The organism is Xanthobacter sp. AM11 (assembly GCF_047444035.1).
GTDB lineage: Bacteria > Pseudomonadota > Alphaproteobacteria > Rhizobiales > Xanthobacteraceae > Xanthobacter.
The window spans coordinates 2,645,928-2,661,338 of sequence record NZ_JBLAOA010000001.1 but is presented as its reverse complement, the minus strand read 5'-3'; the positions used below and the strand labels follow the sequence as shown (position 1 = coordinate 2,661,338).

23 protein-coding genes and 1 pseudogene are annotated in these 15,411 nt (G+C 63.3%); 7 read left to right on the top strand and 17 right to left on the bottom strand.

What is annotated here, in order from left to right; genetic code table 11:
- Positions 1-343 precede the first annotated feature (343 nt).
- The 6 genes from ACI7BZ_RS12300 to ACI7BZ_RS12275 form a co-directional block, all read right to left on the bottom strand.
- Positions 344-880, bottom strand: a complete 537-nt coding sequence (locus ACI7BZ_RS12300) for a hypothetical protein (RefSeq protein WP_414117438.1) — start codon at positions 878-880, stop codon at positions 344-346.
- Positions 877-1,224 (bottom strand): hypothetical protein, encoded by a 348-nt coding sequence (locus tag ACI7BZ_RS12295; protein ID WP_414117437.1) that lies wholly within the window; start codon positions 1,222-1,224, stop codon positions 877-879. Before ACI7BZ_RS12295 ends, ACI7BZ_RS12300 begins: the two co-directional genes overlap by 4 nt.
- On the bottom strand, positions 1,217-1,936 hold the full coding sequence (locus ACI7BZ_RS12290; RefSeq protein ID WP_414117435.1) for a hypothetical protein: 720 nt from the start codon (positions 1,934-1,936) through the stop codon (positions 1,217-1,219). The genes ACI7BZ_RS12295 and ACI7BZ_RS12290 overlap by 8 nt, the downstream gene beginning before the upstream one ends.
- Positions 1,929-2,267 carry a hypothetical protein gene (locus ACI7BZ_RS12285; RefSeq protein ID WP_414117434.1) on the bottom strand — a complete coding sequence of 113 codons (339 nt, stop codon included), beginning with the start codon at positions 2,265-2,267 and terminating at the stop codon, positions 1,929-1,931. The genes ACI7BZ_RS12290 and ACI7BZ_RS12285 overlap by 8 nt, the downstream gene beginning before the upstream one ends.
- Positions 2,268-2,328: 61 nt before the next feature.
- Positions 2,329-2,634, bottom strand: coding sequence for a hypothetical protein (locus ACI7BZ_RS12280; protein ID WP_414117433.1), 306 nt, complete (start codon positions 2,632-2,634; stop codon positions 2,329-2,331).
- Between the two features lie 102 nt (positions 2,635-2,736).
- Positions 2,737-3,324: a hypothetical protein gene (locus tag ACI7BZ_RS12275; RefSeq protein ID WP_414117432.1), complete on the bottom strand. Its 588-nt coding sequence runs from the start codon at positions 3,322-3,324 to the stop codon at positions 2,737-2,739.
- A gap of 103 nt (positions 3,325-3,427) precedes the next feature.
- On the opposite strand from ACI7BZ_RS12275, the gene ACI7BZ_RS12270 reads away from it, so the two are divergent.
- The 4 genes and pseudogenes from ACI7BZ_RS12270 (at position 3,428) to ACI7BZ_RS12255 (ending at position 5,355) form a co-directional block, all read left to right on the top strand.
- Positions 3,428-3,667 (top strand): helix-turn-helix transcriptional regulator, encoded by a 240-nt coding sequence (locus ACI7BZ_RS12270; RefSeq protein ID WP_414117431.1) that lies wholly within the window; start codon positions 3,428-3,430, stop codon positions 3,665-3,667.
- Positions 3,668-3,854: 187 nt separating this feature from the next.
- Positions 3,855-4,418: a tetratricopeptide repeat protein gene (locus tag ACI7BZ_RS12265; protein WP_414117430.1), complete on the top strand. Its 564-nt coding sequence runs from the start codon at positions 3,855-3,857 to the stop codon at positions 4,416-4,418.
- Positions 4,419-4,813: 395 nt separating this feature from the next.
- Positions 4,814-4,903 (top strand): annotated as a pseudogene (locus ACI7BZ_RS12260) (transcriptional regulator); the annotation flags it as partial.
- Positions 4,900-5,355 carry a helix-turn-helix domain-containing protein gene (locus ACI7BZ_RS12255; protein ID WP_414117429.1) on the top strand — a complete coding sequence of 152 codons (456 nt, stop codon included), beginning with the start codon at positions 4,900-4,902 and terminating at the stop codon, positions 5,353-5,355. The pseudogene ACI7BZ_RS12260 and the gene ACI7BZ_RS12255, both read left to right, overlap by 4 nt.
- Before the next feature lie 149 nt (positions 5,356-5,504).
- Here ACI7BZ_RS12255 and ACI7BZ_RS12250 read toward each other — a convergent pair whose 3' ends face one another.
- Both ACI7BZ_RS12250 and ACI7BZ_RS12245 read right to left on the bottom strand, forming a co-directional pair.
- Positions 5,505-5,954: a helix-turn-helix domain-containing protein gene (locus ACI7BZ_RS12250; protein WP_414117428.1), complete on the bottom strand. Its 450-nt coding sequence runs from the start codon at positions 5,952-5,954 to the stop codon at positions 5,505-5,507.
- Between the two features lie 9 nt (positions 5,955-5,963).
- A complete protein-coding gene (locus ACI7BZ_RS12245) occupies positions 5,964-6,269 on the bottom strand; it encodes a DUF4258 domain-containing protein (RefSeq protein ID WP_414117427.1) in 306 nt (101 codons plus the stop codon).
- A 656-nt stretch (positions 6,270-6,925) separates the two neighbouring features.
- Here ACI7BZ_RS12245 and ACI7BZ_RS22100 point away from each other — a divergent pair.
- Positions 6,926-7,417 (top strand): DUF3761 domain-containing protein, encoded by a 492-nt coding sequence (locus ACI7BZ_RS22100; RefSeq protein ID WP_510803410.1) that lies wholly within the window; start codon positions 6,926-6,928, stop codon positions 7,415-7,417.
- Positions 7,418-7,956: 539 nt separating this feature from the next.
- Here the strand turns inward: ACI7BZ_RS22100 and ACI7BZ_RS12240 are convergent.
- Entirely contained in the window at positions 7,957-8,991 is a 1,035-nt protein-coding gene (locus ACI7BZ_RS12240; RefSeq protein ID WP_414117426.1) for a winged helix-turn-helix domain-containing protein, read from the bottom strand.
- Positions 8,992-9,207: 216 nt separating this feature from the next.
- Between ACI7BZ_RS12240 and ACI7BZ_RS12235 the strand changes: the two genes are divergently transcribed.
- Entirely contained in the window at positions 9,208-9,441 is a 234-nt protein-coding gene (locus ACI7BZ_RS12235) for a hypothetical protein (RefSeq protein ID WP_414117425.1), read from the top strand.
- Between the two features lie 76 nt (positions 9,442-9,517).
- On the opposite strand, the gene ACI7BZ_RS12230 is transcribed toward ACI7BZ_RS12235, so the two are convergent.
- From ACI7BZ_RS12230 to ACI7BZ_RS12195, 8 genes are all read right to left on the bottom strand, one after another.
- Positions 9,518-10,432, bottom strand: a complete 915-nt coding sequence (locus ACI7BZ_RS12230; RefSeq protein ID WP_414117424.1) for a hypothetical protein — start codon at positions 10,430-10,432, stop codon at positions 9,518-9,520.
- On the bottom strand, positions 10,432-11,823 hold the full coding sequence (locus tag ACI7BZ_RS12225) for a replicative DNA helicase (RefSeq protein WP_414117423.1): 1,392 nt from the start codon (positions 11,821-11,823) through the stop codon (positions 10,432-10,434). The genes ACI7BZ_RS12230 and ACI7BZ_RS12225 overlap by 1 nt, the downstream gene beginning before the upstream one ends.
- A complete protein-coding gene (locus ACI7BZ_RS12220) occupies positions 11,820-12,026 on the bottom strand; it encodes a hypothetical protein (protein ID WP_414117422.1) in 207 nt (68 codons plus the stop codon). The genes ACI7BZ_RS12225 and ACI7BZ_RS12220 overlap by 4 nt, the downstream gene beginning before the upstream one ends.
- Positions 12,023-12,718, bottom strand: a complete 696-nt coding sequence (locus ACI7BZ_RS12215) for a hypothetical protein (RefSeq protein WP_414117421.1) — start codon at positions 12,716-12,718, stop codon at positions 12,023-12,025. The genes ACI7BZ_RS12220 and ACI7BZ_RS12215 overlap by 4 nt, the downstream gene beginning before the upstream one ends.
- Complete coding sequence (locus ACI7BZ_RS12210) at positions 12,715-13,005, bottom strand: winged helix domain-containing protein (protein ID WP_414117420.1); 291 nt, start codon at positions 13,003-13,005, stop codon at positions 12,715-12,717. The genes ACI7BZ_RS12215 and ACI7BZ_RS12210 overlap by 4 nt, the downstream gene beginning before the upstream one ends.
- Positions 12,998-13,192: a hypothetical protein gene (locus tag ACI7BZ_RS12205; RefSeq protein WP_414117419.1), complete on the bottom strand. Its 195-nt coding sequence runs from the start codon at positions 13,190-13,192 to the stop codon at positions 12,998-13,000. Before ACI7BZ_RS12205 ends, ACI7BZ_RS12210 begins: the two co-directional genes overlap by 8 nt.
- 80 nt (positions 13,193-13,272) lie before the next feature.
- The gene (locus ACI7BZ_RS12200) at positions 13,273-13,467 is read right to left on the bottom strand and encodes an excisionase family DNA-binding protein (RefSeq protein ID WP_414117418.1); all 195 of its coding nucleotides are present in this window, start codon (positions 13,465-13,467) and stop codon (positions 13,273-13,275) included.
- 116 nt (positions 13,468-13,583) lie between these two features.
- Positions 13,584-14,798, bottom strand: a complete 1,215-nt coding sequence (locus ACI7BZ_RS12195; RefSeq protein WP_414117417.1) for a hypothetical protein — start codon at positions 14,796-14,798, stop codon at positions 13,584-13,586.
- Positions 14,799-15,138: 340 nt separating this feature from the next.
- Here ACI7BZ_RS12195 and ACI7BZ_RS12190 point away from each other — a divergent pair, with 340 nt between their 5' ends.
- Entirely contained in the window at positions 15,139-15,408 is a 270-nt protein-coding gene (locus tag ACI7BZ_RS12190) for a hypothetical protein (RefSeq protein ID WP_414117416.1), read from the top strand.
- Positions 15,409-15,411: the final 3 nt, after the last annotated feature.

Sequence of the window (15,411 nt, the reverse complement as noted above, 5' to 3'; positions counted from 1 at the left end):
CATAGTTGTTCCACAGAGATATAAGTTTGTATCTCCGGGAGTTCATATTTTTTCTGTCGACATTCGGCCTGCAAAATACTTTCAGTTTCAGGTTCATATCGATGGGCATGGAATATTGGGAGATTTACCTGCAGCAGTATTCGTCCAAACCAGATCTCCCGCGAACGACAACCCGCAATTCACTGACGAATATGTTGTTTATGTAAATCAAACATTCCGGACATACTTAAATTTAAGGGTTCTTAGAGTTGATAAAGATAGAGAGCCCTCGGCTCATGTTCGATTCGATATAATGTGGATTGAATAATCACCCAATGCCGGCATCGGATTGGATGCGCCTTTCCTACCACGCCGATGGCACCCACACACCCACGACCCGCCCCACCAGCTTCTCGGCCGCGTGCTCGGTGGTGAACGGGCCTTCGCTGGTGCCGACGCGACCTGAACGCAGGGCCGCCTCGCGGTCCCGCGGATCGACCGGCGGGATCCAGTGCCGGGCCATCCAGCACGTCGCGGGCTCGGCGCCCGCCTCCGACTGCTCCACCCACCCGCCGCCCGGCCGTCGATAGCGCATCCGCCCCACCATCTGGCACAGGGCGAAGGTACGGCCGCATTCGACCCGTGGGTCGGAATAGGCGATCAGGAACAGCTCGCCCTGCGCTGGCTGGTAGTCGGCCAGGTCCACCACGGCGAACTCGCCCCGGCGCAGGTGCGGGTGGAAAACGTCATCCTCCACCGGGAACGTCATGTGCCCCGGCGGGAGGGTCGGGAGCATCATCAGGGCGCGCAGCTCGGGCTGGTGCTCAAATTGGACAGCCGGGAGCTGCGGCTTCGTGGCGAGGGCGCGGCCGGGCCGGCCGGCGGACGTGCGGCGGGTCATGCTGTGGCTCCTGCCAGAAAGCTCAGGGCAGCCTGCATGAGGTTCGGCACGGTATCGGCGCCGGCGAAGTCCTCGGACATCTCCACGGCGAGCTGCAGGGCGGCAATCGCACCTTCCTTGCTTGTAGCGGCTGGGATGCGGCCTTCGTTGAGGGCCTGCCATACCGGCATGGGGGTGTCGTCCGGGATGTCGCCCACGGTCGCGTTGAGCTGTTCGCATTCAGTGCGATAGGCGGCGATGAGAGCCACGAGCGGGTCGGCGGCGTGGGCGGTGGCGGGGCGGAAGAGCGCGACAGCAGCGGCTCCCGCCAGGAGGCCGCGGCGGCTGGTGCGGTGCTCAGACATGGGCACCTCCCACACCGAGAATGGTGAGCGCGTCGCGAAGGACGCTGAACGCCATGCGCTCGTCTGTCGAGTAGCCGGGGCTGGTGATGACTTCGCCTATCCAATCGTCCTCCGGATCATCCGCACGGCAGATTGTGAGCGCCCGGAGCTTCACGGCGAGGCCGGCCGGTGTTTTGGCCTGCATATCGACAATGCGCCCCGCCAGCTCACCGCACGCGGCAGCAGCGCGCTCCACCTCACGCCCGGCGGCGGTAGCACCGCAAGCCTCTCGCGCGAGCTTGCCCTCGCCTTTCCAGGTCGCCAGATCGGCAAGCAAGTCTGCCTCAGGGCATGGGCTTTCGCGAAAGCCGGTGATGCGCCAGGCCCGTTCATAGTCGTGGAAGCGCACCATCACGTGAGTGTTCAGCCGGTATGCGCCGGCTCTGAACTGGAAGAGGGGGGCGCCCTCGTTGTTATAGGCGAGCAGCGCCGCCGATGGCGCCGGCCGGTCGCGATGGGCAACCTCGTCCAACTTGGCCGCCGCAGTGACAAGCTCGCGCTCGCGCGCCCACCGGGCTTCGAGTTCCCGCCCCATAGCGAGCAACTCGGCGTCCGCCATCTCGGCCGCCTCTGCCTTCGGCAGGACGGCAACGGGCACCGCGAGGGCGGCGATGGTGCCAAGCGCACCGGTGGCCTTGAGAAGGGCGCGGCGGGTGGTGGGATGCTCACGCATTGGTCGCCTCCACCACGAAGCCGTCCTGCGGATTGCCGGTGCGAGCGGCGCGTTGCGCCCAGGCTCGAACCGCGGCGAGATCCACGCCGGCCGCGTCCATGACCGCAATGGCGCGGGTGGAGGGCGGCGGCACGTCCTGCCAGCTTCCACCGCCTCTCGGATAGTGGAACCGGCGCGCCTCGGTGAAGGCGACGAGGCGGTCATCCCAGCCCATGAGGTGGCACAGCATGGCGCGCTCGTTATGGAGCCACTCGGCGTAGGCTAGCAGCATCATGCGGTGCGAGGATTTGGACATGGGGGCGGCGTTTGCCGCCGCGGTGGGCTTCGGCATGGGTAGGCTCCAGGGGTGTGATGGTGAAGTGAGGCCGGCGCGCGCGGTGCGCCGGAAGGGTCTAGCTGGTGCGCTCGATGGCGAGCGATGCAGCGAGGGCCGCGATAGCCGCCATGGAGGAGCCGCAACGCAGCTCGTGGCGGATCAGGACTTCGCTGCGGTTCCGACGCTCCCAAAGGCCGACAGGGGTGCGGGACCTCATCGCGTCCGATATCCGGTCGGTGAGCCCGCCGATGTGGCTCTTGAAATCGAGCATCGCATCGAGAGAGGCGCCGTCAGTAATCCGGAAATCCAGCATGTGGGCACCGTAGGCCTCGGCCGCCGCCACCACCGCGTCATAGAATGCGGCAAGCTCGTTGACCGACATGTCGCCAATTCGCTGGTCGGAGTATCCCCCGCGCGCGTCGTCTGTGATGTGGGCTCGACTAGCCTGTTCCATGGAGTGCTTCTCCTTCAGTTTGGGGGAAAGTCAGGCGATGCGAGCGAGGCGCAGGGCTTCGTCTGCGGCCCGGACCTTGGCCAGCGCCGCTGGGACACCGCCCCACGGCACGACGGCGGTGCGCACCCGCTCGGCGAGGGCGTCATCGTCGGTGATGAAGGTGAGCGCGCCGGCCGGTCCGGTCAGGCGTCCAAACTGGACACCGTTGCGCTTCAGGACAAAGCCGGCGCCATCACGCTTGGCGGTGTAGGTGGCGGCGATGCCGGCAGCGGCCTTCTCGGTGCGAAGGATGGCTTCGACGTTGGCGAGGCGCATCAGGTCGGCGGAGCGGTGCTTGCTGCCTGACCATGAGGCAGGCGCGCCAGCCCGGCTGTATTGCGCCGAGCGGGACCGGGCGACGGCCAAGGCGTCTTCCAGCTTGCCGATCGCTTCGGCCCGGTGGGCGCCGCGCGACACGACGATATAGCGCTGCAGCACGTCCCACGGCGTCACCGGGGCGTTGCGGGCCTCGTGCCACGCCTGCCGCAGGTGGGCAGCGAAGGCGGGCCGGCTGTAGGGCGCCATGGACTGCCGCAGGAGCGACCAGGCGCGGCGCATGATGTGGGAGAGGTTGGGCATGGTGGGCGCCTTTGATTAGGTACCAGCGCCATTAATCTGGCGTTAGTACCTAAGCGCTTATTTCATGTTGCTGTCAACCACAAAATTAGGTACCACACCCAACATGAGCTTGAGCACCGGAAACCAGCTGCGCGCCGCACGAGCCCTTGCAGGCGTCGAACAGAAATGGCTCGCCGACAAGTCGGGGGTCAGCATCAACACAATCCGAAACATGGAGGCGCGAGGCGCCGAACCGATCACGAGCGGCGCCATGACGGTTCGCAAGGTGCAGATTGCCCTTGAAGAAGCCGGCGTCGAGTTCCTGAACCACGGGCAGCCGGGGGTGAGGTTGAAGCGACCTTGACGTTAGGGTGCTTCGATAGTCCTTTCCTCATTGGGGATCGCGGCATCCTTGGACGGACAGGGAACGCAGGAAGTCGGTCTGGCGGCAACCGGGTGGACGCATCCGAGCACGAAAGCCAGCAGCGGGTATCAAGTCTCGCCCGCGATCCCCAACCCTGCCATTTCTGGTGGCGGACAAGGGAAGGACGATGCGTATCGATTCCGGCGGACCAAGCGCGTTCGCAAGGGCGATGGCCCACCTCAGTGCTGGCGATATCCAAAGCGCGCGCCGGCTGATGCGCGAAGCGGCCGATGCCGATCACCTTCCTGGGCTGAGCCTCTACGCTTCTTTCGTCGAGCATGGGGTCGGCGGGAAGCCCAATGTCCGGGCCGCCATGATTTGGTTCGAGCGCGCCGCCCGGCACGGGGACCACGCCGCATGTGTCAGGCTGGCGGGTTGGCATCTTTCCCGCAATTCCCGGCCGCAGGCCAAGTTCTGGCTCTCAAAGGCCATGGGCTACCCCCCGGCGATGGTGGTCCTTTCGTGTATGTACGCGGAGAGCCGGTCGGTGCGCGCGACGCGAGAAGCAAAACTAGCGCTTCAGCGCGTGCTATATCCGCACGAGGCGACCGCGAAGGACAGAGCTGAATTCGAGCGCCTCCGGGATTCGCTAAGCGGGCGAACGGCCGATGCGATCTGGTCAAGGCACAATCGGAAGGCGCTCGGCGCGGGCTGGGAGGCCGCCGTGGCAAAGCTCCGCAAGCGGAAATAGCCATGGCATCCCGAGCCCACAGCGACGAAGCCTATGTGATCGACTTGTGCGACCGTATCCTTGAGATGAAGGCGCAAAGGCAATGGCGATTCCCGTTTCTCCTGGGCGATCCCGGCCGGAACGGGAGATGCGTCCGGCTTCCGGTGGATGCCTTCTATTCCGAGCTTGGTCTTGTGGTGGAGTATCACGAGCGCCAGCACGGCGAGCCCGTGCCATTCTTCGACCGCCGGATTACCGCGGCTGGCATCCCGCGCGGCGAGCAGCGCCGGCTCTATGACGAGCGGCGACGCGCGGTGTTGCCCGAACATGGGATGAGGCTGGCAGTGATCTGCTACTCCGAGCTGGCACACACGGGCGCGAGGCTGCTGCTGCGGGAGCGGGACCGTGATGGGCAGGCCATCCGCGCCGCCCTCGAAGCCGCCGGCGTCATCTTCGTCGCCGAGAACGGCGAGGGGCCGGGCGTGAGGTTGAGGAAGGGCGGGTGAGCAGGTTCGGCGCATCGAAGCGTTGCCGTCCATCAGCACCGGCAGCGCACGACCGGACACAGCCAGCCGGCCAGCGTCGTTCGGCGGCCATGATCGCCGCCCACATTGACCTCTCCTTTCAGGGAGACACGCAGATGGGCTCCGAACGGCTTCAGCCAGAACGCATCCGAGTTGAGAAGGCGGCTTCGATCCTTGGCATTAGCTCCCGCGCTGTCCAATCCATGGCGTTGCGCGGGGAACTTCCGGGGGCAGCCAAGATTGGCGGGGTGTGGACGTTCAGCGAAACGGCCCTGCGCAAATGGATCGAGGAACGTACCGTGCAGCCCAACCCGGTGCGCCGAAATTCACATACTGGCGCGGAGACACGCTCTGGGCGCGCTTTACCGTTGACGGTAGCGAAATCCGTGAAAGCCTGCGAACTGGCTCTCCAAAAGTTGCGGCGCGGCGTGTAGCCCCATGGCCCGCAACAAGGAGAAGCCTGCCCCCGCCGTCGAGCCGCTCCCGGCCCACGAACTACGAATTGCAGCTCGTGGACCGAGGCAAGATGCGACAGAATTAGGCTAGTCGGCGAAATTGGTCGGCTCTATGCGCATTCATGGATCTAGGCAGCGCACTCAACTTTCCACCCGCTTTCAGTATCGCGGATATGCAAAACGGGCGCTTCAATTTGATCTAGTTCGCTCAGGCGTTCGCACATACGTCGGATTGATCCATCGCCTCCAGAGTACTCGATATAGAGACTGCGAATAAGCCTATCGGCCGGCCCAGGAATAGGCTTTTTCCTAGCCTTCTCCCAACGGAATACATTTTGCTCCTCACCGCCGATTATAGCTGCGAGGTTCCGCTGAGAGAGGTCCATTTCGATCCGAAGAAACCGCAACTCAGCGCCGGTGAGCTTGTTCGGAAGGCTGACCAACCATTCGGCAATCGCCTTGTGAAGCTCCTCGGTGTCTTGAATAGAAACACCCTTGCCGTAGGGGGTCTCATGGATCTGGTAGCCATTCTCCAGATACACGTTATCGAGACCGCTTTCGGTATAGTGATAAGCCATCTCTCCCTCCTAGAACGCCGTAATAACGAGAACCTTGTTCGGCCAGTCGATTGCCACCGGGCAACACAATTCGTCTCCGGCAGCATGCCGGAAAAGAGTCACCTGCCATTGCCCGTGCGAATTCAAGAACGGCCCCTCTTGAATAGTTCCCCTTTGAACGCACATCTCTATTTGCCGACGCGAAATTCCACGCCGATTGCATTGCTTCTTTGCATGATCAAGAACGACTATATTCGCGGTATTTTCCGCGATTTCCCTGATCATGCGCAGTGCCGCGTGTGGTGTCAGCGTCAATGGTACGACGTCGGCGCTCATGCGGCCTCGCGATCAGCTTCATGAACCATCATATTGATGGTTTCAAGGCATTTTTCAAGGGAAAAGATTGGATCTGCCTATTTGCCGCTTGCCGCTCTCGCATGGCGCCAAAAATGAAAGCGCTACAGTGTGCCCACGGCCTTGAATCTCGAACCGTCACCACCCATTAAAAGGTCGCCGCGTGCGACACTGGGAAGTCGGCGGGTTCGCCTTTCCAAAGCCAAGATACATGACAGTACCATCGAGAACGAACGTGTCGCACGCGTCCCTTCCGAAGTCGTCGATACCGATTGCCCTCCATCATGATAGCCCGCGCCAAGTCGTCGCGGCTCACAGTTGCGGCGCGCTGCACGGCATTTGGCGTCGCCAATGCGGCGGCGCGGGTGCCACCCGACGCAGGCCATGGCGGGCGCAATCCGCGAGGTGGAGACGGCCTGAGGCACAGCGGCCCGCGTCAGGGAAACCGGGCGCCGCCGCTCTCGCATCCATGGTACAATTGCCTGTTTGTCCCAGCCCTGACCGGGGCGGACGGGAGCCGGGCGGTCTACCCCATTGGCCGCCCGGCTTGCCCTGGAGGTTTCTGATCTGTCGATGGAGCTAAGATGCCGGCTTCACCTTGACTCGTTGGCTTCCTGGCCTTCGCTATCTCGTGGGGTATGATTTTGAGGGTGGATGGGCCGGCCCGTTGCCGCGACGGATGGTATTCCTCATCTATCGGGACGCAAGGCGCGTGCTCGCATCACGGCGGCGTCCGCCCCTCATCAGCGCCGTGGCTGGCCCTTTTGGTAGGCGCAGTCTCGGGCGGCATCACAGCTTGGCTCCGCTCGTGTGCTCGGCCCCCTGCGAACTCCGCTCGTCGGGCTGCGGATGCAGCTGAGGATAGAGCAGCCTTGGCGCCGCCGGATCCAAGTCGAAACCTTGCGCCGGGCTTGTCGAAAGCATGGGCGATGCAGTTTACACGACATTGCCCAGTTTGTGGCGGAGGAATGCGGGCGGTATCCAGAACCGCCGGCCCCGAACCCTACGGCGATTTCTGGGAATGTCTCGATCCCGATTGCATGAGACTGGAGGTGCGTGAGGATGGAGAGGCACCTCGGCAGCTGCTCCACCGAGCGCGCCCTGCCCGGTCGCCGAAGCGCCGTCGGTAGCGAAAGCGGTTCGGCGTTACGCGTGACCAGCACACGCGTCTGGGAATCAAACGGAAATCAAATGGGAATTATGCCAGGCAGCATGGGGCAAGTGTTTTTTGCATCCCCTAAAAGGAGTTGATGCCATCAGCTGCGGACTTTGCCTGTGTCGGATGCCGTGCCCCTCCGCATGTGGGAAATCTCGGAGAACCTTCACCGCGCCGATCTGACACAACTGCAACGGGATAACCACGTTGCGATGTGGATCAGCCTAGTGGACGAAGTTGGCGAGAATAAACCTGCGCAAGTTGCGCAGGTTTCCAAGGGGGGGCGCGGCAACAGGGGGGGGGCATCAGCGAAGCCGCCAGAGAGTTTGGTATCGACCGTGATGACGCCCGCCGCGCCATGAAAGTCGCCTCCCTCTCCGAAGAGGCGAAGCGGCTTCGCCTCCGGCGCTCTCTCTCACGGGCACGTGCGTGTGAGTCAGGTACGCTCCCCGGTACGCAGCCCCAACGCGCGCGGGGCCCCATCGGCCGCCCTCCGCCTGAGGATGGGCCCAACTAGCCACCTTGGCGTTTCCTTGCCTGCTGGCGGTGCGTGCTCACGGTCTGGGGCGACACCCCCACGCGCCGTGCAATCTCTCGGTCCGATAGCTCGGGATGGCTGTCCAACATGGACAGCACGTCGGCACGCTTGGCGGCATTGGTGCGGCGGGTGGTGGGCTGTGGGGTAGCCGATCCTGATGAACCGTTTGTGACGCTCGCCTCCGTCCCGGCGGGCTGCACATTCGTCCTGAGGAAGGCGAAGTCGGCTTCCAGGCGATCAAGGAACGGATCATCCCGCTGGGTGGGCTCAATCCACTGCCGTTCCCATTCGTATCTTTTCCAGTCAAAACGGGCCTGCACGTCATCCCAGGTCGCCGCAGGCTGACTGCTTTCCAGCGTGTGCTCCAGCATCACCACGCGGCATCCGACCTCGCAATAGTGGTTCCATTCACCTTGTCGGCAGAATAGCCCTCGATCCCGCCGAAGGCGTTCCCAGTCCCTGACCTCAGTGAGGGCATCGGCGAGCGTCTCTGGCCACGGATAGGCGCCCATCACAGCCTTACGGATAGCGGGCGTGATGTCCTTCACGTTCCAGAAGTCGCCGCCCTGGCCATCGAGCATCTTCGCGAAGCGGTGCACCGTGCCGGCCTCGTCGATCCATTGGTCCCAGGTCGCGATTGGCGCGATGGCGGCATCCAGCAGCACCTCGCGCTCGGTGCAGGCGAACAGGGCGGCTTCCGAGCCATAAGCGGCCAGCACTTCCGCACGGCGCCGCGCATTGCGGGCTTCCCGCTCCGCCCGCTTCGCTGCCTCTCCGGCCTTGTAGCCGGGCTGCTTCGCCTCCATCCAATCGTCGAAGCCCTCGAACATGTTGCGGGCGGTCGGCGGCGGTGGGGTGTCCAACTTGGACAGAGCGACCTTCAGCGACATGCCGGCAGCCTTCGCGATGCTCTCGGCGCGGGACCGGGCAGCGGAGCGCTCGCCCTCGGTCGCACCGCCGGTCATGAGGCCGCGGACCTTGCGGAGCTTGTCCAGATCAAGCGTTGCCATCAGGGCCTCACGGGGACGGAGTTGGACGGGGAGCGCCAATTTCTAAATGTCCAACTTGGACAGGCTGGCAACGGCACGGATGTTGCTGAGTGGTGACGACAAATGACGGCCTCGGCCGCTTTCCCCGGAATTGTCACATGTCCCCCAAAGTGGGGACGCGTTTCGCCGCCAGGATCGCGATGAAGGGGGCGGCCGATCACGCAGGAGAACCGAACCATGCAGAGCCTCGAAACCCGCCCGATGCAGGTCCGCGCCATCCAGCCGACCGTCGTCTTGAATTCCATCGATGAGGCCGTGGGCTTCCTGCGCACCCTTTCCATCGCCGAGCACACCGAGCCGCTGATCGACGTGATGGAGGCCGCGGACGAGCCGGAGATGGAGCGCCGCGCAAGGCAGGCGTTCGAGACCTTCACGTTCGCGATGCGGCTGCCCGTGCGGCTGGAGGCGTGAGCGCTGGCGACCCTTGCCGAACGGGGTCGCACACGCGGGCGTGCGGGTGCACGCGAGGTCGGGGCCGGGTGGCCGATCATGCCTCACCTCCGGAGCCGGGGGATGCCCCGAAACCAAACTCCGCCAGGACGGGCGGCGGAACCCGGCAACCGGAATAGCCGGGAGCCGGCCCCAGGACGCGGGGCCATGTGTCACCATTCGCGAACCGTCTGACGTGGTCCGTCCAGTCGGTGGAGGTTGGAGCCTCGGCGGGAACGAACGGCACAACCGGTGGCCGGCCTCCAAACCGCTTATCTTCGTTTTCTTTGGTGGAGCGCAGCCAGTTGGAGAGCGCGGCATCCCAATTCGCCTTGCGGGCCTTCGGCTCATGGGCATTCGCGTGGGACCAATTGCGCATAAGCTCGGCCTGCTCCGAAACCCACGCTGGAGGCCTTCCGAGGGTCTTGGCCAGATCGAAATGCGTCGTCTTCGGCATCCAGTCCCCAGGACACAAACAGCCGACCTTCCTCGGCTTTCGAGGTTCCAAACCGGTAGAACCTGCACTCGATTTTTCCCTAATATTATCTCTGCCTTCTGGCATATGAGTAATAGGTGTCCCATTGGGGTACCCATTAGGTCTGTCGTTTTCGTCTGAATTCTCAGCACCTTGCGACCACCGCTTGCGCGCTGCTTTCGAACCCTTTTGGGCTCTCCCATAGTCATTCACCATTCGGCGGGAGAAGACGACGCCTGCACGCGTCACGCTCAGGACACCGGCTTTTTGAAGCTCGGCCATCAGGACCGAAACATCGTCCGCCGACGCCCCTACCATGCGCGCCAATACGTCTCCCTCCACGGCCACGCCGTTGATGAGGAGATGCCCGTAGGGCTTTGCCTCGTGCATGATGCAGAGGCATTCCATCCAAAGCCCGCGGGCGGCCATGCTGACCGCTCGCAAGGCATGGTCGCCACGCCAGTCCCTCGGATAGAACTTCATCCAGGGCGCGCTCATCAGAAGCCCCCGTCTCGGAGGGCGGACGCGCCAGGGTGACAAAAGGCCTGCACAACGCCCGTCGCCCCCATCCGCGACTTCGCAACGATGATCTCCAGCCGATTCCGGACGGCATCCATGCGCGCCAAAGAATCGGGGTCCGTTTTGTCGGCGAGATAATATGCCTCGCGGAACAGGAGGAGCACCACGTCGGCGTCGGCCTCGATGTCGCCGGAGTCGCGCAGGTCCGACAGCTCAGGCCGCTTGTCGGTGCGCTGCTCAACCACCCGGTTAAGCTGGCACAAGAGCACGACGGCGACGCCGAGATCCTTGGCCATGGCCTTCAGGCCCGCAGTGATTTCGCCGACCTCATAGACCCGCTGACCCCGGTACCGATCGGAGGCGCGGACGAATTTCAAGTAGTCCACGATGACGACACGAAGCGTCACGCCACGCGCTCGCATTTCGTCGGCCCGATTGCGCGTCTTTGCGAGGATCTCGCTGACTGACAGGCCGGCGGAGGTGTCTATGATCAGCGGCAGGTGACTGGCCGCCTCTGCGGCTTCTTCAACTCGCTTGATCTGTGCCGGCGCCAGCGTGCCTTCTGAAATCATTTTCGCCGTGATCGGCGGCCCCGCCGTTTTCGAGGTGAAAGCCTGATCGGCGGCAAGGCGCGCGTTGATTTCTTCGTCGGGCATCTCCAGGGAGAAGAGGAGACAACCATTCCCAGCCTGCGCGGTTGCGCGCGCGATGTTCGCACCGACGATGGTCTTCCCCATTCCCGGCCGCCCGGCGACGATGATGAGGCGTCCGCCCTGAAGGCGCCCGATCATCTGGTCGAGGTCGGAGAGGCCGGTGGTGGCACTCGGCGGAATGTGCCCCGCCTGGATTGCGTCGATGCGCTGAAGCAGCGCCGACATGCCGTCCGCCACGGGGCGGCAGGAGCGATGCTTGTCATCGACGCTGGCGCGAATGCCATCCAGACGACCGAGAAGGACGGAAATCACGGTCTTGATGTTGGTGGACGGATCGGCGACTTCACCGATAACCGCCGCCGCAGCTTCGGCGACGCACCTCGCCGCCCAAGTGTCGCGCACGGTGCGTGCATAGTCCGGCGCGCACAGGACCGTCGTCGCCTCCGCCGCCAGCCGCCCCATGTATTGAACAGGGCTGAGGCCGGCGATGTCCAGGTCGCCCGGAAGCTTCGGCTTCAGCGTGATCGGCGTCGCCACGCGGCCGTCAAGGATGGCGTCCTCGCAGAGCTCAAAAATCCGCGAGTGGATCGGCTCATAGAAATGTTCCGGGCGGACAATCCCGCTCACGACGCCGAGGGCCGCGTTATTCACGAAGATGGCGCCGAGCAATGCCTGCTCGGCCTCCACATTGTGGATGTGACATTCGGAGATGGTCATTTGCGCCCCCGGAATTTGCACAGCTCTCCCTGGGGCGGCAGGAAGAGGGCGAGGAAGTCACGCCATGCTTCCCCCGCGGCGATGCCGTCGCGGATATCGAAGGTGGCCTGGGCGCGCCGCAGTGCGCCCGCGTAGGCGTCCCAGCGTGCAGACTGGATGGCTTCGCGCCGGGACGCGATGTCAATGATGTTGGACCCCTTCATGCCAGCCACCCCGGCAGGTTGGGATTGATCTTGCAGCAGATCCCGGCAAACTCTCGGTACGCGGGACGGCTTTCTTTCCAGTCGGCGAACCACGTGTCGCGGATCGGCGCCAGCCACCGAATGGCCGGCTCGGTCCACTCGTGGTGCGCGGTCAAGACAATGAGCGCCGCGGCCTCAAGGCAGTCGATTTCTTTGTCACCGACGTGCTCGATGGTCGCCGTCAGGAGAGCCTGAAGGCTGAGGCCGATGATCTCGGGCGGGAGGTCGAACCCATCGGAACGGTCCAAGTTCTCATCGATGATCTTGAGGAGGACTCGCGCCCGGCCACACCAATCCGCGTGGTCCAGGGCGAGCGTGATCCAGTTCTCGACAGGAATGTCCACGCCGCAGTCGCTGGGGAGGCTCGGATAGACCGGCTCGGCGGGGCGCGGAAGGGGCTCCTTCTGGATCCTCCGGCCGCCGTGGTCCAAGAAGATCTGGAAGGGCACGCCGCCCTTGCCCATGGCGGCTTTCAGAGCCACCTTGCACCGCGCCCGGCTATCGGGATTGTGGATGCCGGCAACGGTCATGCAGCCGTCGATATCGTGGAAATATCGCTTATCGCTGTCCATAGGCTCCGTGGGGTCTTCGAAGACCGCAAGCGGCACGCCATAAGGGGAGGGAATGTGGCCCGCAGGCTTGATCTGGCTCACTTGCGCTCCTCCGCGATAACCTCGACGGGGGTGCGCAGCACGTACCGTGCGTGCGTCCCGCTGTAGTTGCCGCCATGCGCCTCGTCGATGGTCTCGACGGTGAAGCCGGCCCGGCGCAATTTGAAAACGTAGTCGCTCCAACGCGGCGCCGGGCGCTCAATGGGAGTGCAGCCGCGCTCACCCGCCTGCAAGAGGTGGGCGAGGGTCCAAGCCACGCGGCCCTTAACGGTCAGCTCCGGCCCTTCCGGACCATCGATGCGGACGCGCAATTTCGTGATGTCAGACATGGGCCGCCTCCTTGCCGAGACCGGCCGCCTCGATGTGGGCGAGGGCGACGGCGAAGGGGATGCCGATGCGCTCCGAGACCTTCCGAGCGATGATCCGAGCGGGCGCGTTGCTGTCCTGGGCCGGGAAATAGCCGGGGGTGGGCAGGTTCTTCTTGCGCTTGGGCGGCGCCTTTGCTACGAAGGTCATGAAGTTCTTCCTTGGCGGGAATGGATTTCGAACGCAGACATTCGCACCCGGCGCTGATCAGAGCGTCGGGTGTTTGCGTTTCAGGCGGCGTAGGTCTTGGTGACCGGCGTGAGGGAGGCGAGCCACTCTTCGGCGTCGGCATAGCGGATCAGCACGCGGCGACCGACCTTCACAGCCTTGAGGCGGCCGGCATTGATCTCAAGGTAGGTCTTGGACCGGCCAATGCCGTAGCGGGCGCAGAAGGTCTCGATGTCGAAGGCAGCAATATCGTTCATTTCGGCCATCCATATTTTGGCGCGCGGCGTTCGCGCTCAGTGGATGACGATAGATATCAGTAGCCTAACCGTGGTGTCCGCCGACAAAGCCGATAATTAGGCCGGCAATTCCTCCATCAATTACCGGCCTTGGCAAGGAAGGCCGAGACCCTATCGCGGATACTGCTCTCTGCGGGAGCGGTGCCCCAATTCGATTCGCACCACTCTGTCATCTTTTCTTCTAGACGGGCTTGGGTAAGGCCCTTGGGGCCAGGATCGATCTTCGGATTAATCGCGCCTTCATCGTCCAACACGAGCTGTAGTCGCCGGTCGAAGGACCCCCAATCGTACTTGGGTTTAGGTCCCCGCTTCTTTGGGGTGGCAACCTGGGCAGCGACAGATCCGGTCGCGTTCTGCTCGGTGTGAGCCAAAGCCGGCGCAATCTCCGCCGCCAGTGCCAAAAGTCCCTCCCGATCCAATGTCACGTTGGAGTACGAGTGCATCGTTTCCCCGGCTAGCGCGGCCAGGAGATAATCCTCCGTCGCGGCGCTATTGTTGCTGTCTACAAAGTGGATCCGCTCATAGTCTGGATCGAAGTCGCGGCTGATGCTGAAGTATTCAACGCTGATCTGGCACCGTTGCCGCGGCGGCGGGCTGGGCTCAAGGCAAAGCGGATCGTCGACCTGCACGCCCAATATCTTGAGCCTCCCAGATCTGGCAGCGTCGTTTAGGTGGGCCTGTAGTGCGGCTTCGCGGCGTTCCTTCTCCGCCTGCCAGGCTTTCGGCAGGCATGTGGTATCGAGAGCGGCCGGGGGAGTTGGAGGCATTGGCTCGTCGGGGATCGCCGGCTCCTCCGGGCATTCCGGCTTAGCGCCGACCTTTCCACCGGACTCCCACGTCCTGAACTGCTGGGCGAATTCGACGCTCAAGACTTGCCACTGCCTGTGCAGCTCGACGGCATCGGCGCGCCGCGCCTTGTTCTCTGCGAAGTCGCGCTTCGCACCATCATGGCGGGCGAGCCTAAGATCCTGGCAGGCATTGGCGTTCTCAAGAGCCTCGGGATCGAGCCTATCATCCTTCGCGACGCCGAACAGCACGCCGCCTACCTTCGCGATATCGAGAGCATGGGGGCCTCGAAGGCGAGCATCAGAGTAGAGCGGATGCAAAACATAGTGACCATCGTCTGCGATGCTCAGGCGGCCGCCTTCAATCTGACGGGACGGTATGACACCCTCATATCGAATCCTTGGGACGCCTCCGTAACGCAGAAACTGCATTGCTTCCGAAAGGCTGAGGGGCTCCTCGTCGGATAGCGGCATGAGTTCGAAAGTGAAATCCAGCTCGTCGGTCATAAGCTCTCCGAAGCCGCACCCGAGAGCACCAGTCGGGACTGGCCGCCCTCTTCCGCGTTCAGGTTATGTTCCTTGAATATGCTGAAATCCTCACTCGTCCGCAATGGTCTACCCGGACGAAGCCCACAGCTGCCCACCAGTCGTGGCATCGAGGGGCGGCGCCTTCCGAAATCCCTGCATCGGCTCCGTGGGCAAAATAAATTCGCAGACAAAGATGGATGCCGAAATATTTTGAAAAATATTGGTGAATGTAAATAGCGGAATGGGGCGGGGTATACATCAATTGATCCTGTGTGACAAACAGTATAATTTTAAGCTCGGGTTTCTTGGAGGGTTGGCCGTGAACCAAATCAAAGTTCGGCACATGTGTCTCGAAGCAGCGGCGCGCATGTCGTCCGATCCCCGCACGGCCATTCGCTATGCTTCGGTATTCGAGCACTTCGTGGTCTGCGGCTATCTCGCGGCGTCGGAATCTCTCGATGTGCTCATAGGCATCATGGCGGCTGCCGCTCCTCAGCCGTCTCCGCCCGCCGATGCAATGTCCGAGAAGGCCGAAGGTGAGGAGCCGCTGCCCGGTGAAGTCCCGGACACACATGGCCTGGTGCACTGAGGA